At 63.4% G+C, this 14,007-nt stretch carries 14 protein-coding genes; 4 read left to right on the top strand and 10 right to left on the bottom strand.

Annotation, left to right across the window (positions count from 1 at the left end; all coding sequences use genetic code 11):
* Both topA and YWU_RS0102600 read right to left on the bottom strand, forming a co-directional pair.
* Entirely contained in the window at window positions 1-2,958 is a 2,958-nt protein-coding gene (gene topA / locus YWU_RS0102605; protein WP_027019239.1) for a type I DNA topoisomerase, read from the bottom strand.
* A 260-nt stretch (window positions 2,959-3,218) separates the two neighbouring features.
* Entirely contained in the window at window positions 3,219-3,422 is a 204-nt protein-coding gene (locus YWU_RS0102600; RefSeq protein ID WP_027019238.1) for a cold-shock protein, read from the bottom strand.
* 225 nt (window positions 3,423-3,647) lie between these two features.
* Here YWU_RS0102600 and YWU_RS0102595 point away from each other — a divergent pair, with 225 nt between their 5' ends.
* Entirely contained in the window at window positions 3,648-5,999 is a 2,352-nt protein-coding gene (locus YWU_RS0102595) for a DEAD/DEAH box helicase (protein WP_027019237.1), read from the top strand.
* Here the strand turns inward: YWU_RS0102595 and YWU_RS0102590 are convergent.
* The gene (locus YWU_RS0102590; protein WP_027019236.1) at window positions 5,923-6,192 is read right to left on the bottom strand and encodes a hypothetical protein; all 270 of its coding nucleotides are present in this window, start codon (window positions 6,190-6,192) and stop codon (window positions 5,923-5,925) included. The genes YWU_RS0102595 and YWU_RS0102590 overlap by 77 nt on opposite strands.
* Before the next feature lie 50 nt (window positions 6,193-6,242).
* Between YWU_RS0102590 and YWU_RS0102585 the strand changes: the two genes are divergently transcribed.
* Window positions 6,243-7,106 carry a CoA transferase gene (locus tag YWU_RS0102585; protein ID WP_027019235.1) on the top strand — a complete coding sequence of 288 codons (864 nt, stop codon included), beginning with the start codon at window positions 6,243-6,245 and terminating at the stop codon, window positions 7,104-7,106.
* Between the two features lie 9 nt (window positions 7,107-7,115).
* Here YWU_RS0102585 and YWU_RS0102580 read toward each other — a convergent pair whose 3' ends face one another.
* The 7 genes from YWU_RS0102580 to ssd all read right to left on the bottom strand — a co-directional run bounded on the left by YWU_RS0102580 (window position 7,116) and on the right by ssd (window position 12,009).
* Complete coding sequence (locus tag YWU_RS0102580) at window positions 7,116-7,466, bottom strand: Rv3654c family TadE-like protein (RefSeq protein ID WP_051259940.1); 351 nt, start codon at window positions 7,464-7,466, stop codon at window positions 7,116-7,118.
* A complete protein-coding gene (locus YWU_RS14770; RefSeq protein ID WP_034646803.1) occupies window positions 7,463-7,837 on the bottom strand; it encodes a TadE family type IV pilus minor pilin in 375 nt (124 codons plus the stop codon). Before YWU_RS14770 ends, YWU_RS0102580 begins: the two co-directional genes overlap by 4 nt.
* Window positions 7,834-8,118 (bottom strand): DUF4244 domain-containing protein, encoded by a 285-nt coding sequence (locus tag YWU_RS18890; RefSeq protein WP_051259939.1) that lies wholly within the window; start codon window positions 8,116-8,118, stop codon window positions 7,834-7,836. The genes YWU_RS14770 and YWU_RS18890 overlap by 4 nt, the downstream gene beginning before the upstream one ends.
* 135 nt (window positions 8,119-8,253) lie before the next feature.
* Complete coding sequence (locus tag YWU_RS0102565; protein ID WP_027019233.1) at window positions 8,254-8,865, bottom strand: type II secretion system F family protein; 612 nt, start codon at window positions 8,863-8,865, stop codon at window positions 8,254-8,256.
* Window positions 8,862-9,659: a type II secretion system F family protein gene (locus YWU_RS17375; protein WP_051259938.1), complete on the bottom strand. Its 798-nt coding sequence runs from the start codon at window positions 9,657-9,659 to the stop codon at window positions 8,862-8,864. Before YWU_RS17375 ends, YWU_RS0102565 begins: the two co-directional genes overlap by 4 nt.
* Window positions 9,656-10,873 carry a TadA family conjugal transfer-associated ATPase gene (locus tag YWU_RS0102555; protein ID WP_027019232.1) on the bottom strand — a complete coding sequence of 406 codons (1,218 nt, stop codon included), beginning with the start codon at window positions 10,871-10,873 and terminating at the stop codon, window positions 9,656-9,658. The genes YWU_RS17375 and YWU_RS0102555 overlap by 4 nt, the downstream gene beginning before the upstream one ends.
* Window positions 10,870-12,009 (bottom strand): septum site-determining protein Ssd, encoded by a 1,140-nt coding sequence (gene ssd, locus YWU_RS0102550; protein ID WP_027019231.1) that lies wholly within the window; start codon window positions 12,007-12,009, stop codon window positions 10,870-10,872. Before ssd ends, YWU_RS0102555 begins: the two co-directional genes overlap by 4 nt.
* Window positions 12,010-12,371: 362 nt before the next feature.
* Here ssd and YWU_RS14755 point away from each other — a divergent pair, with 362 nt between their 5' ends.
* Both YWU_RS14755 and YWU_RS0102540 read left to right on the top strand, forming a co-directional pair.
* Window positions 12,372-13,241, top strand: a complete 870-nt coding sequence (locus tag YWU_RS14755; protein ID WP_169718870.1) for an HAD family hydrolase — start codon at window positions 12,372-12,374, stop codon at window positions 13,239-13,241.
* A gap of 260 nt (window positions 13,242-13,501) precedes the next feature.
* Window positions 13,502-14,005 carry a phage holin family protein gene (locus YWU_RS0102540; protein ID WP_027019230.1) on the top strand — a complete coding sequence of 168 codons (504 nt, stop codon included), beginning with the start codon at window positions 13,502-13,504 and terminating at the stop codon, window positions 14,003-14,005.
* The last annotated feature ends 2 nt before the right edge of the window (window positions 14,006-14,007 follow it).

Here is a 14,007-nt window from a genome sequence, read left to right as displayed (position 1 = left end):
TTACGACTTTTTTGCAGCCTTCTTCGTCGTTTTCTTAGCCGACTTGCGAGTGGTCTTCTTCGCGGCCTTCTTGGTCGACTTTTTCGCCGCCTTCTTGGCTGCCTTCTTAGTCGCTCCACCGCCGGCACCGGACGTGCCGTCCTTGGCGCGACGCTCGGAAAGGAGTTCGCAGGCGCGGGCGTCGGTAAGCGTCTCTGGGGTGTCACCACGACGCAGCGAGGCGTTGGTGACACCGTCAGTTACGTAGGGCCCGAAGCGGCCGTCCTTGACGGTCATCGGCTTTCCGGAGACGTCATTGTCACCGAGCTGCTTCAGCGGCGGACGTGCGGCCTGGCGGCCTCGGCGCTTGGGCTCCGAGTAAATCCGACGAGCCTCATCCAGGGAAATGGTGAAGATCTGGTCTTCGTTCTCCAGGGAGCGGGAGTCGTCGCCCTTCTTCAAGTACGGGCCATAACGGCCGTTCTGAGCGGTAATGACCTCGTTGTCGGAAGGGTCAACGCCGACCTCACGCGGCAAAGACAGCAGCTTGAGAGCTTGCTCGAGAGTGACCTCAGAAGGCTCCATCGCTTCGAAGAGCGAGGCCGTCTGGGGCTTCAGAGTCTCTTCAATGATCTCTGCGGTGCGCTTCTCGCGCTGCTTCTCCGCGGTCTTGGTCTCCCAGTTCTTAGCGCGCTTGCCCTCCTCAGCACGCTGCTTATCTTCCGCAGCGCGTTCCTCGGCAATGATCTCCACGGCCTTGTCCTCGACCTTGGACTTCTCTTCATCGGTAACCTGCTCGGTCACGTACGGACCGTAACGGCCGTCCTTGGCCACGACCATGCGGCCGTTGTCCGGGTTCACACCCAGCTCGCGGCCGCCCTGCGGCATAGCCAGAAGCTTCTCGGCGGTCTCCAGATCGAGCTGATCCGGGGTCATGGAATCAGGCAGGTTGGCGCGCTGCAACTCATCGGCGCCATTCTCGCCGGCACCCGGGATGACTCGCTCCAGGTACGGGCCATAGCGGCCAACGCGAACGATGATGGGGTTGCCATCGGAGTCATCGAGCACGTGCAGGGAGTTCACCCGGCGGGCGTCGATGGCCTCGAGGTTGACATCGATGATGTTCTTCAGGCCACCATGAGCCGCGATCGCGTCGGCTGCGCCGTCGCCGTGCTCCTCAGTGTCACCAAAGTAGAACGCGTTCAGCCACTCGGTGCGGTCTTCCTGACCGGTAGCAATTTCATCGAGCTGATCTTCCAGATCCGAAGTGAAGTCGTAGTTCACCAGGTCACCGAAGTTCTGCTCCAGCAGCCCGACGACAGCGAATGCTACCCACGACGGAACCAGTGCGTTGCCACGCGAGTAGACGTACCCGCGGTCCTGAATGGTCTTGATGATCGAGGCGTACGTCGACGGACGGCCGATGCCGAGCTCTTCCATCTTCCGAACCAGCGACGCTTCGTTGTAGCGCGCCGGCGGGTTGGTGGAGTGGCCCTCGGCCTTCGTCTCCTGCTCGGTGAGGCGGTCGCCTTCCTTCAGACGCGGCAGACGACGCTCAGCGTTGTCAGCCACAGCCTTACCGGACTCCTCCGACACCTCCACGTAGGCTTTGAGGAAGCCAGGGAAAGTAATGGTGCGACCGGTTGCGGTGAACTCTAGGTCGTTGCCTGCAGTCTCGCCGCCGACGGTGACCTTCATCGAGGTTCCGCGGGCGTCTGCCATCTGGGAGGCGACAGTGCGCTGCCAGATGAGTTCGTAGAGCTTGAACTCCTCTGCATCGAGGGTCTTGGCGAGAGAACCCGGGGTGGCGAAGGTTTCGCCGGCCGGACGGATGGCCTCGTGAGCCTCCTGGGAGTTCTTCACCTTGCGCTGGTACTGACGGGGCCCGTCAGCTACGTATTCGGAGCCGTAGAGCTCCGCTGCCTGAGCGCGGGCAGCAGCGATACCGGAAGCCGACAAAGTCGTCGAATCGGTACGCATGTAGGTGATGTGACCGTTTTCGTACAGTCGCTGCGCCACGCGCATGGTGCGCTCAGAGGTGAAGTGCAGCTTGCGGCCGCCCTCCTGCTGAAGCGTCGACGTCATGAACGGCGGATACGGCTTACGGGTGTACGGCTTCTCCTCGACGGATACAACGTCCATCTGGGCGCCGTCCATCATCTCCGCGAAGGTGCGCGCGGAGGACTCGTCGAGGACGATGACGTCGTCAGGCTTTTTTGCCTGTCCACGGTCATTGAAGTCACGGCCCTGTGCGACACGAATGCCATTGACAGTGGAGATCTTCGCCTCGAACGTCCGCGGCTGGTTCGGGTCAGTGACCGTCGAACCGGTGTCGAATGTGGCGGTCAAATCCCAGTAATCAGCGGAGACGAACGCCATGCGCTCGCGCTCGCGCTCAACGATGACGCGGGTTGCCACGGACTGGACACGACCGGCAGAGAGCCGCGGCATGACCTTCTTCCACAGCACCGGAGAGACCTCGTAGCCGTAGAGGCGGTCGAGGATGCGGCGGGCTTCCTGGGCGTCGACAAGCTTCTCGTTGAGCTCACGGGTATTAGCCGCGGCTTCGAGGATGGCGGGCTTGGTGATCTCGTGGAACACCATGCGGCGCACCGGAACCTTGGGCTTGAGAACCTCAAGCAGGTGCCAGGCGATCGCTTCACCCTCACGGTCGGGGTCAGTTGCCAGATAGAGCTCGTCGACCTCAGCAAGGTAGCGCTTGAGCTCCGAGACCTTCTTCTTCTTGTCTGAGCTGACCACGTACAGCGGCTGGAAGCCATGATCGACATCGACGCCGAGTCGAGCCCACGGCTCCTTCTTATACTTCGCCGGCACGTCAGCGGCGCCACGTGGCAGATCACGAATGTGGCCGACAGAGGCCTCGACGATGTAGTTGTCCCCCAGGTACGGAGCAATCTTCCGTGCCTTGGTCGCGGACTCGACGATGACGAGCCGCTTGATGTCGCTGTTGTTTGCCACCTGTGTTCTGCCCTGCAACTTTCGCGGTCGTGGCCGGTTACGGATAAACCCGGGTTGCGCAAGCGCAATACCCGGGCCTTTTCTCCAGCTAAGCCGGAGACCTTCGCGCCCGTCTTCAATCTCCCTGAGAAGATAATGAAACCAGGTTGTAAAGGTTTACCGTACACATCCGCTCAGAGCGGGCATGTTGTGTGGGGGAATCAGATTCCCCCGGGGTCCTGCCTGAGGCACCGGGCAACCGGCGCCGACAGGGGTGAGAACTACAGCGGCTGAACGTTCAGAGCCTGCAGGCCCTTCTGGCCCTCGCCGATCTCGAAATCGACTGCCTGGTTCTCTTCGAGGGTCTTGAAACCATTACCCTGAATCTCGCTGTAGTGGACGAAGACGTCATTACCGCCGTCGGCCGGGGCGATGAAGCCGAAACCCTTTTCGGCGTTAAACCACTTAACGGTGCCCTGTGCCATGAAACCTTGCTCCTAAAAAAACAGAAAAAACTAAGCTGATGCGGCGAGCCGGACGGCGAGCCACCAGTACAGTTTGGCACGCGCTCGCCAGAAGTGTGAGATGTAGTTTTTTATGGCACCTCGATAGGCTCCGAGATGGCGGCCAACGCGCCTCCGGACGGACTCGATTTCAAGTGAGATACCTGCAGAGATTCGCACCGAACACGGGGAGGGGGAAAGCGGCCGATGACGAGTTTCGGACGCGAACTCCTAAATCCAATTCTGCGACCTGAGGACCATCCCAAACTGACCCACGTGGCCGACCTTCCGGCCCGCCCGGGAACACCGGTGTCGTGGCCCAACTGGGTACCGGAACCATTGCGGGAAACATTGGCTGACCGGGGAGTGGAGAACCTCTGGTCACACCAAGCAGAGACGGCAAACCTCGCCCATTCGGGTAGTCATGTGGTCGTTGCCACCGGGACCGCTTCCGGCAAATCTTTGGGCTACACATTGCCGGTTCTCACGGCCTTGGCGCAGGAGCCAAATGCCACCGCGATGTACCTATCTCCGACAAAAGCATTGGGTGCAGATCAGCTCTCCACAGCCCGATCCCTTGCCCTAAAATCTGCCCCGGCCGCGGGGGTAGCTTCCTACGATGGAGATACCCCCGCTGAACTTCGACGAGCCATCAGAGATGGTGTTCGTTGGGTCTTTACGAACCCAGACATGGTCCACGCGGGCATCCTTCCGCGACACCAGTGGTGGACTCGGCTGCTGCGGAACCTGCGTTATCTCGTCATCGACGAGTGCCACGCGTACCGCGGAGTCTTCGGCGCCCATATCTCGCTGGTCATCCGCCGACTATTGCGCATCGCCCGCCGGTACGGCGCGAACCCGACCGTCATCCTCGCTTCCGCGACAACGGCTGATCCTGCAGGTCACGCCTCCACTCTCATTGGCGAACCTGTCCAGGCCATCACTGAGGACGGCGCTCCGGTTGGCGAGCGCACTATCGCCCTATGGGAGCCGGGCATGCTTCCGGAGCTGGTCGGAGAAAATGGTGCGCCGGTGCGGAGGCCGGCGACGTCGGAAAGCGCGGACATTATGGCCAGGCTCCTTGCAGAAGGAGCCCGCACGCTAACTTTCGCCAGATCCCGCCGCGGTTCAGAGACCATCGCCATGAATGTGCGAGAGCGCCTCGAGCTCGATGGGCGCCCTGACCTGGCCGGACGGGTGGAGAGTTACCGTGCCGGATACCTCGCGGAGGATCGTCGGGAGATTGAGCGGCGCCTGGACGAGGGTGAACTGCTCGGCGTCGCTGCGACGAACGCGTTGGAGCTGGGCATCGATATCGGCGGGCTAGATGCGGTGGTCGAGGCAGGCTTCCCTGGCACGGTCGCCAGTTTTTGGCAGCAGGCTGGGCGCGCCGGGCGCCGTGGGCAGGGCTCGCTGGTCATGCTCGTCGCCCGCGACGACCCGATGGACACCTATCTCGTGCACCACCCAGACGCCTTGCTGGGCCGCCCGGTGGAGAAGTCCGTCTTCGACCCCACCAATCCATACGTTCTGCGCGGTCATTTGTACTGCGCGGCAGTAGAAAAGCCGCTTCTCGACGCCGAGATCGACGCCTGGCACGCCCACCCCGTTGCATCAGCCATGTTGACCGAGGGTTGGCTCCGCCGGAAAGACGGCCGCTGGTTCCCCACTGATCGCCCAGATCTGGAGGACGGACCGCAGATCTCCGAGGCGCACTCCCGAGTGCATCTGCGAGGCAGTGGAGATGGTGACGTCGCGATTGTCGACGGCTCAGATGGTCGCCTGCTTGGCACCATCGATGGCTCTCGCGCTCGCACCCAGGTCCATGACGGAGCGGTGTACCTGCACCGCGGCGAGTCCTACGTCGTGGACCAGTTGGATTTGGAGAATTCTCTCGCGGTGGTTCACCCGGAGCGTCCGGACTGGTCAACCTCCGCCAGGGTCGACACGGATATTCGGGTGTTGTCCACGGTGTCCTCGCACAAGGTGCGCCGGGGCGTCTACGCAGCGTTGGTCGAGGTCGAAGTGGAGCACCGCGTCTCCTCTTATATGCGACGGATGTCCTCCGGCGAGATCTTGGACATCATTCCGTTGGATTATCCGCCTGAGCGGCTGGTCACCAGATCCGTCGCGTACACCGTCACTGACGCGGTGCTTCGCGAATGGGGCGTGGAAGCCGATGAGGTCCCCGGCGCCCTCCACGCAGCCGAGCACGCAGCGATCGGCATGCTCCCGCTGGTGGCGACCTGCGACCGGTGGGACATCGGCGGCGTCTCTACCGCGATGCACCTCAATACTGGGCTGCCCACCGTCTTTGTCTATGACGGTCACGAGGGCGGCGCCGGTTTCGCCGACCGCGGCTACGAGGCCTTGCCTCAGTGGATCCGAGCAACCCGCGACGCGGTCACATCCTGCTCCTGCGACTCCGGCTGCCCCTCCTGCATCCAGTCCCCCAAGTGCGGAAACGGCAATGAACCGCTGTCTAAGCCTGGTGCGGTGAAGATTCTTTCAGGTCTGACAGAAGCTCTCGACGGCCTCTTTTCACCAGAATCACGTTAAGCACCACCGCCAGCACGATTGCGAACACCCAGAACCCAATCGTGTTCAGCAGCGCGTCGCTGCGCAGGCCGATCACCACACCGATGACTAGTCCCATCACGAGGATCACCAGTGCCTTTGGCTGAAAAATCGACACTCGATTCTTCGCGATCTTCATCAGGTACTCGTCATCCCTTTTCTCGTGTTCAGTCATGTTCTCCAGCTTCGCCGCATGCGGTGGCGATACGCAATATCGTGTAAAACATGACGATTTCACAAACACTTTCCGGTGTCACCGTGGTCAATCTGGCTATCAATGTGCCCGGTCCATGCGCTGCTGCACGTCTTCGCGAGATGGGCGCCGAGGTCATCAAGGTTGAGCCGCCCAACGGTGACTCCCTGAACCTCATTGCGCCGCAGTGGTACTCCGAACTGGCTGAAGGAACGGCGGTGGAGACCGTCGATCTGAAGAGCGCCGAGGGTCTGGATCGCATCAATGAACTGCTGGATACAGCGGATGTTTTTATTACGTCGCACCGTCGGGCGACGCTCAAAAAGCTCGGGCTTTACGACGCCCACCTCAACCATCCCCGCCTCTGCCACATCGAAATCGTCGGCGACACCGAGAACCCAGATGTCCCCGGCCATGACCTGACATACCAGGCTGCAGCCGGAATTCTGGAGCCGCCGCACAACCCGAAGATCCTCGCCGGCGATATCACCGGATCCGAGCAGGCAGTCAGTGCGGCGCTCGCGCTTTTGCTGCGTCGAGTGAGCACCGGTGAAGGCGGTCGTACGACAATCGGTCTTCGCCAGGGTGCGGAGGAATCGGCCGGCCCGCTGGTGCATGGACTGACTGCGCCGGGGGGATTCCTCGGTGGAGCTGTTCCCGGATATGGCCTCTATCAGGCCGCCGACGGCTGGGTCGCCGTTGCCGCACTCGAGCCGCACTTCGCCGCAGGTCTTGCCGCTGCCGCCGGCAGTGGTGAGGGCGACATCGACGTGACCAGCAGCAGAGCGCCGCTAGAGAAGTTCTTCTCGGACAAGTCCGTGGCAGAGCTCGCTGACTGGGCCGCCGAGCACCAGTTGCCAATCACCCCGGTGCGGTCTGCTCCGCGAGCGCACTGACTCATCGAATCAGTCGATCGGCCCGGCGCGACTGGTTCCCTCCTTTCCCCGCACTATGACGGTGACGGTGATGTCTTCCTGGTCTCTGGTGCACTGCTGTAATTCGGCTCCGTTGTCCGCGGCTAGGTCCCGGGCGATTTCACATGCTCCGCTGCCGCCGCCTGTGTCCTGCAGCACAATGGCACCGGCAAGAGCAGCGGAGTCGGCAGCAGACTGAGCGCGTTTGCGGTCGACCAGAGCTGCCCCAGCCGTCGAGACGGTGATTGTCATGGCGCACAGTGCCGCCACGAGCATCGCCGAGGTGACGGTCGTGGAGCCCTGCTCGGACCTCAGGACCCTGCCGATTCCTGTAATTCTCACCTGCCTGCCATGCCGATCTCCTCCGCCCCAGCGCTCGGTTCGACCAGCGCGACGGCGTCGGCCCGGACGGTGAGCAGCGGAAGCGCGATGGTGACCTCCGCGAGGATCTTGTCATCCACGGTGACCACCTCTATCCCCGCCCGGCTGGAAAGAACCCCGGAAAATTCTTGTGCCGCAGCGGAATCTCCCCGGGCTTCAGCGCGAGCGACCTGACCGGCAATGTCGGTGGCCGTGAGGTGCACGGTCACCACACCGACGATCCCCGCAGAAAGAATCAGGACAGAGACCAACGCCGCGAGCCCAAAGGCTGTCTCGACGGTCGCCTGCCCCGAGTCATCCCGCAGGAGTGCGCGCAGTGTCCGTGGCGTCATTGGGTGTTGAGTGCCCGTTGGACGATTCCGGTCAGCGCGCTGGTGATGTCACCGCCGGTCACGACGGTGTATAGCAGCGCCCCGAATGCTGCCGCGGCGACGGTACCGATGGCGTATTCGACGGTGCTCATTCCGGAGTCGTCGCGAAGTACCCGGCCAAGTCGTGCAGACAGCGCACCGGTGCCGTGCCGGTAGCGAGTCCCCGCCGAGGCGGTGAGATTGGACTGGTCAGAGTGGTCGGAGTGGTCGACCTGGTTAAGAGTCTGGGTGGTGTCGGACATGGTGGTGCTCCTTCTTCGTGTGTTTTTCGGTGGGTGGGACGCGCGGTCCTCCTCGGCGGCTGTCTGTGCATCTCGGGGGATCAGCCGCATCGGGGGGGGGGGCAGGAGGACCGCGCGCCCACCAGTCCAGAGCGGTCATGACATGCCTCCGAACATCGGCCCGGCCAACCCGACGATCACCGGCACCAGCCCCAAGAACACAAACGCGGGGAGGAAACACAGTCCCAATGGAGCGGAGATCAACACTCCTGCTCGTTGGGCGGTGGCCTCGGCGTCATCGGCTACTGCTGCCCGGGATCTCTCGGCGAGGTCTGCGAAACCACGAGCCATCGGCGCTCCCGACGTCCCCGACCTCCGAGCCAACGCAGCAGCCTCAGCAAACTGAGGTGAGTCCGCCATGGGCCGCCAAGGATCCGGTGCCCACAGTTCCAAGCGGGCAGCGCTGGCCAAGAGAGGTACTGCTGGCTCGCCGTCGACGACGTCCGCCACCGCTGCCAGTGCCGTTGCCGGTGGCAGTCCGGCGCGCAAACACCCAGAGAGCAGATCCAATACCCATGCGGTGTCGAGAGATGCTCGGACGGGGCCTGCGGAGGAGATGGTTCGGAGGATTCGGGTAGTGGTCTGGTGGAGGTAGGAGGGAGGTTGAGGGAGGCGTCGGGAAGCAGGTCGTGTCATTCCTGCGCGCTCGGCGTCAACGGGCGCGGGGAACCACAAAAGAGCGGCGAGAAGGAGCAGCGCGAGAGTCATGAAATGCCCTCCGCTTTCGCGAGAATCTGCTGTGACCACAGCACCCCAGCGCAGGCCAGGCCCGTGCCGACCAACAGCACCCAGCCGCCAAGACCTCCGCTAAACAGGAAGTTCACTGGAGCAGCTCCAAGCGCTTGGCCCATTCCAATGCCGAGCAATGGCAACGCCGCGAGGATCATCATCGTGGCGCGCGGCCCGGCCAGCGACGCGCTAACGCTGGATCGATGCGCATGCCGGCCGACGGCGTCCTCCCGGAGCCCGTCGGCCAGATCAGACAGCGGCACCCCGTAGTGTTCGGACAGCCGCCACGCCGCGGAGAGCCCCTGGAAGGCGCGCGTTACTGACCGAGGTGCGTCGATGATCGCGTCGGTACGACCGGTACCGAGCTTGACTCGGGTGGCCCAGGCGACGGCGGAGGTGCGGAAGTTGCCGGTGGTGTCACGGGCGGCGGTGTCCAGTGCGTCGATGGGAGCTGCTCCACTGGAGAGCTCACCACAGAGCGCCTCCGCGAGCCTCGCGATTCCAGCGCCACCGGCTGCCTCTGCCAGCCGATTTCGACGGCGCCGCAGTGTGGACAGTCCCGTGCGGACCACAAGTACTGCCGCCAACGCCGCATGCGCACCGAGGACAAACATGCAGGCCAATGCTGGTGCGAGCCACCAGATGGCCCCAAAAGCGGACCGAATTCCGGAGCGATCAGGGCTCGAGCGAGGCAGACGTGCAGAAGGCTCGGGCCCTGTCCACAGAAGCACGGTCAGCGCGGAGCAGCCTGCGGCAAGGGCAAGTGCACTCATGAGGTGGGCCCCATCCGTCGTACCAACATCTGATCCAGCATTTGTCGACCGCTGGTGGTGTCCGTGTCCGAGTTCGACCAGGCAGGCACGATCGCAGCGGTGGATTTATCCAGTACACCAATCGATGCGAGGCAGCGGGTTGGCCCTGCGTTGCTGTGCACCCGCTCCACCCCAAGCACCACCTGGACAGCAGGGCCCAACTGGGCTCGAAGTTCCTCGCGATCGAGCCCACCGAGCGAGCCGAGTGCCTCCATCCGCGCCGGGACATCCTCGACGCAGTTCGCGTGCACCGTGCCCGCACCGCCGTCATGTCCGGTGTTGAGCGCCGCCAGCAAATCGACGACCTCCGCGCCACGGATCTCCCCCACCACCACGCGGTCCGGCCGCATTCGCAGAGTCTGACGCACCAGATCCCGCTGAGTGATCTCCCCGGCACCCTCAACATTGGCAGTGCGGGTCGACAGGGTCACCACATGCGGATGCGCTGGCGCCAATTCCGGGGTGTCCTCTATACACACGATCCGCTCCCCCGGATCGACCTCACCGAGCAGCGCCGACAGCAGTGTTGTCTTACCGGAACCGGTACCGCCAGCAACCAGGAACGACAACCGAGACGCAATAATCTGCCGCAGCAGAACCGCCGCGGCAGGCGGGATGAAACCTGCATCAATGAGATCGTCGAGGCCCCATCGCGCCGGGCGCAGCACTCGGATACTGATCTGCACGTGGTGAGTCGCCGGTGGAGACAACATCGCATGCACTCGCAGCGACGTGCCCGACCGCGCTCCCCCACCACCAGCACCAACTCCCGCCGGATCAGGCACGAAGGCATCGACATACGGCTGAGCGTCATCGAGCCTACGACCACAGACAGAAGCCAGCCGCACCGCCAGACGACGGACATCGGTGTTATCGGCAAAGGTGACGGTGGTTTTCTCTAGTCCGGTACCCCGATCAATCCACACTGCATCCGGCGCTGTCACCAGCACATCTGTCACGCCGGGAAGTCGCAGCAGCGGATCGAGCGGGCCAGCGCCAGTGAGTTCCTCACGCAACAACCGCATCATGCGCAGCAGTTCGCGATCGCCGATGACACCGACTTCTTCGCGGACCGCGTGAGCGATCTCTGCGGCGGATACGCCAGCCTCCGCGTCCGCCAATCGTCCGCGGACCCGGTCCAGCAGATCCCGCGGATCCGTATCGATGTCCGTCATCGCCAGCCACCGTCCGATGCCAGCCCTGCGACACCATCGAGAATCGGCGACACCGCATCCACCAATCGCCTCAGGTTCCGCCCGCCGAGCCCCGTCGACTCGATTTCCCGCTCCAACCTCCGGATAAAAGGAACAGAAGCAATCACCTCGGTGCCCGTGGCGTATTCCGCATCGTCTGCAGTGACACCGCTTCCCGACGTCCCCGTCAACACCACCACTGGCTCCACCCCACCGGTACGCAGCCGGTGTGCCTGGTCAGATGCTGCAGCGATGCCGCGAACCGTCGTCGGGACGACCAGTGCCACGAGGTCTGTCCGCGGTGGAAGTAGGTCACCGCTCGTGCCGGATCGAGGCAAGTCGATGACGACCGATCCACCGGAGCCGACCACCGCGTCGGTGACTGAGCGGACAGCAGTCGGTTCAACGACCCATTCTTGCGTCGCCCGTGACCTGGGCCCGGTGATGACACGGAGTGAATCCGCTGGCCCTCCGGACACATACGGCAAGGCGGTGCGCAAAGCCTCGGCATCGATCGAGCCGCCGCGGGCCCCGGTACGAATATCCGGCCATCGCAGTCCCTGGACATGTTCGATGCCGAGAAGCAGGTCGGCTCCTCCAGAGAGTTCATCAGCGTCGATCAGCATTGCCCCGCCGCCCGGTTGCCGCTGGGCCATCGCGGCTGCGCAGGCGGCAGCCACGACGCTGGTCCCGGCGCCACCGACCGCTCCGATGCAGGCGATAACCGTGCCACCTCCGCCAGTACCTGGACTGCCGGGCCTTCCGGGCCGGCCAATCCATTCCACCAAGTCAGCACCTTCAGAGGGCAAAGCGAATGCGCCTTCGGCACCGATCTCAAGGGCCGTGCGCAAATCTGGCTCCTCGCCATCCTCGTGGATGACAAAGAGTCCTTCCCTGCGCGCCGCTGCTGCTCCGGAGTCGCGGAGGAGGAGGTGGGCGGTGGGGACGTCGAGAAGCACTGCTGTTGCTCGACGCCACACCTGACTGCCCGCGTCAGGAGTGGTGACCTGCACGGGCTCGTGCCCGCTGGCGGCGACCACCGCCACCGCTTCCTGTGTCAGGTCTTGCCCAGCCACCGCGACGATGATGCCGGCTCCTGAGGTTCCGTGGATTCCCATGACCCGGATATTCCACCGGCATCCAATGCGGCGGCTCAGGGCCAGCGCGGGATCGGCGGGGATCTGTGGACAATTCCCGTCCAGTGGAAAAGCGGAACCGACCCCAGACATAGTGACGCCCCGCGCGGGGGGGGGATTGCGCGGGGCGTCTACCCGGCCTCGGGGGGGTGTGCCGGGGGCGGCCACGCACTTAATGGGGGCCTGCCGAGGCCAAGTATTCCACAACTCGCGAAACATTCAAATAGGAACGGGAAAATCGCTGTCACCAGTATGTATATCCCCTCCGGAAGCCTCATCCGGGGATCTGGCGACCTGCGGTTTCATCTTCGACCCCAGATACAAAGCCGACTATGCTGGCGAAGGTGAATGATCAGCCGTCCGACGCACCGGGAGATGGCGGTGCCCTGAGCCAATTCGCTCCGTCCGCACCCGTCACTGGAGGGCGCCGAATTGCGGCTTTCTTCGACTTGGACAAGACGATCATCGCCAAAAGCTCCGCGTACGCCTTCGGACGGCAATTTGTGAAGTCCGGGCTACTCAGCAGGTCCGGAGTTCTTCAGATGGCGCTGGGGCAGATGTTGTACATCTCCGGCGGACACGACCACGAGCAAATGGCCGCGGCGCGCGACCAACTCGCCTCGATGGTCACCGGGTGGAAAGCCTCCACAGTCCGCCAGATCGCGGAAGAATCCCTACATTCGGTCATCTCCCCGTACGTCTACTCCGAGGCGATCGACCTGATCCACCACCACCAGCGGTTGGGGCATGACGTGATCATCGTGTCCGCCTCTGCCACTGAGGTCGTCGAGCCGATCGCGGAAACGCTCGAGGTCGACGAAGTTGTGGCGACCCGGCTGGAGGTGGTCGACGGCCGCTACACCGGCGAGGTCCCATTCTTCTGCCGTGGTGCGAACAAGGGCATTGAGCTGTCGCGGCTGTCGAAGGAGCGGAACTACGATCTGGCGCGCTCGTGGGCGTACTCGGACTCTGGGACCGATGTACCGATGCTCGAGGTCGTTGGGCACCCAGTGGCGGTGAACCCGGACAAGTACCTGCGCCGGATCGCCGAGGAGCGCGGATGGCCCATCCGCGACTTCCGCAATCCGGAGCCGCTGTACCGCGATCGCCAGAGGGCGATGTGGATCTTCGGCGCCTCTGCGGTGGGCACAGCCTCCGCGCTCGTGGGCGTGGGCTCGCTGCTGAAGGCTCTGCGAAAGCTGCGCCCAGAATAGGTGCCCGGAAAAACGCCCGGCGAGAACCTACAGCGCCGGTACGCGACGTTAAATACGACATCGCTTCAGGGACCTAATCTCCGGCGCCACAGACGGGAGTGTGGAAATATGGCCCCCGCGAATCCAGCAACCCCCGGTCAACGATATTTTTTCAGAGATTTAGGGTAGTTTCGCCGCATTAACGTTCTCGCACATCGCCCGACCGGGTATTGTCGCTGAGAGTTACATAAATTTTCGCCCGACACTGCAGGAGGACGCACGTGAGTAGCGAAGGCAACAAAGGCCTCTACACCGACGGAACCGAGCCCGCTCCCCGCGTGGACGGTATCCCGTTGACCGAGGTTGACACCCATGTCCGCGGCACCGCGAGCATCGGAACCCTCGTCCAGGATGCGACGCAGCAGCTCTCGTCCCTCGTCCGTAGCGAGATCGAGCTGGCTAAGGCCGAGATCGCCGGCGAGGCGAAGAAGGGTGCCATCGGCGGCGGACTGTTCGCGGTTGCGGGCGTCGTGGCGCTGTACTCGTCGTTCTTCTTCTTCTTCTTTGTCGCTGCTCTGCTGGCAGTGTGGCTGCCGTGGTGGGCTGCGTTCCTGATCGTGTTCGTCGCGATGCTTCTGGTCGCCGGCGCCGCAGCGTTCGTCGGCTACAAGAAGGTCACGAAGATCAAGGCCCCTGAGAAGACCATCGAATCTGTGCAGGAGCTCAAGACGGTGGTGCCGTCCACCGGTAAGCCCACTGACTCCGGTCAGGGCCTCTACACCTAGCC

The organism is Corynebacterium sputi DSM 45148 (assembly GCF_000427865.1).
Classification (GTDB): Bacteria; Actinomycetota; Actinomycetes; order Mycobacteriales; family Mycobacteriaceae; genus Corynebacterium; species Corynebacterium sputi.
Note: the sequence above shows the minus strand (reverse complement) of the source record. Positions and strands in the feature narration are given on the sequence as shown.

Bases quoted from the DNA above. Each gene is read 5' to 3' on its own strand.
- YWU_RS0102600 (WP_027019238.1), bottom strand. From the start codon at position 3,422: ATGGCACAGGGCACCGTTAAGTGGTTTAACGCCGAAAAGGGTTTCGGC.
- YWU_RS0102595 (WP_027019237.1), top strand. From the start codon at position 3,648: ATGACGAGTTTCGGACGCGAACTCCTAAATCCAATTCTGCGACCTGAG.
- YWU_RS0102590 (WP_027019236.1), bottom strand. From the start codon at position 6,192: ATGACTGAACACGAGAAAAGGGATGACGAGTACCTGATGAAGATCGCG.
- YWU_RS0102585 (WP_027019235.1), top strand. From the start codon at position 6,243: ATGACGATTTCACAAACACTTTCCGGTGTCACCGTGGTCAATCTGGCT.
- YWU_RS14770 (WP_034646803.1), bottom strand. From the start codon at position 7,837: ATGACGCCACGGACACTGCGCGCACTCCTGCGGGATGACTCGGGGCAG.
- YWU_RS18890 (WP_051259939.1), bottom strand. From the start codon at position 8,118: ATGTCCGACACCACCCAGACTCTTAACCAGGTCGACCACTCCGACCAC.
- YWU_RS0102565 (WP_027019233.1), bottom strand. From the start codon at position 8,865: ATGACTCTCGCGCTGCTCCTTCTCGCCGCTCTTTTGTGGTTCCCCGCG.
- YWU_RS17375 (WP_051259938.1), bottom strand. From the start codon at position 9,659: ATGAGTGCACTTGCCCTTGCCGCAGGCTGCTCCGCGCTGACCGTGCTT.
- YWU_RS0102555 (WP_027019232.1), bottom strand. From the start codon at position 10,873: ATGACGGACATCGATACGGATCCGCGGGATCTGCTGGACCGGGTCCGC.
- ssd (WP_027019231.1), bottom strand. From the start codon at position 12,009: ATGGGAATCCACGGAACCTCAGGAGCCGGCATCATCGTCGCGGTGGCT.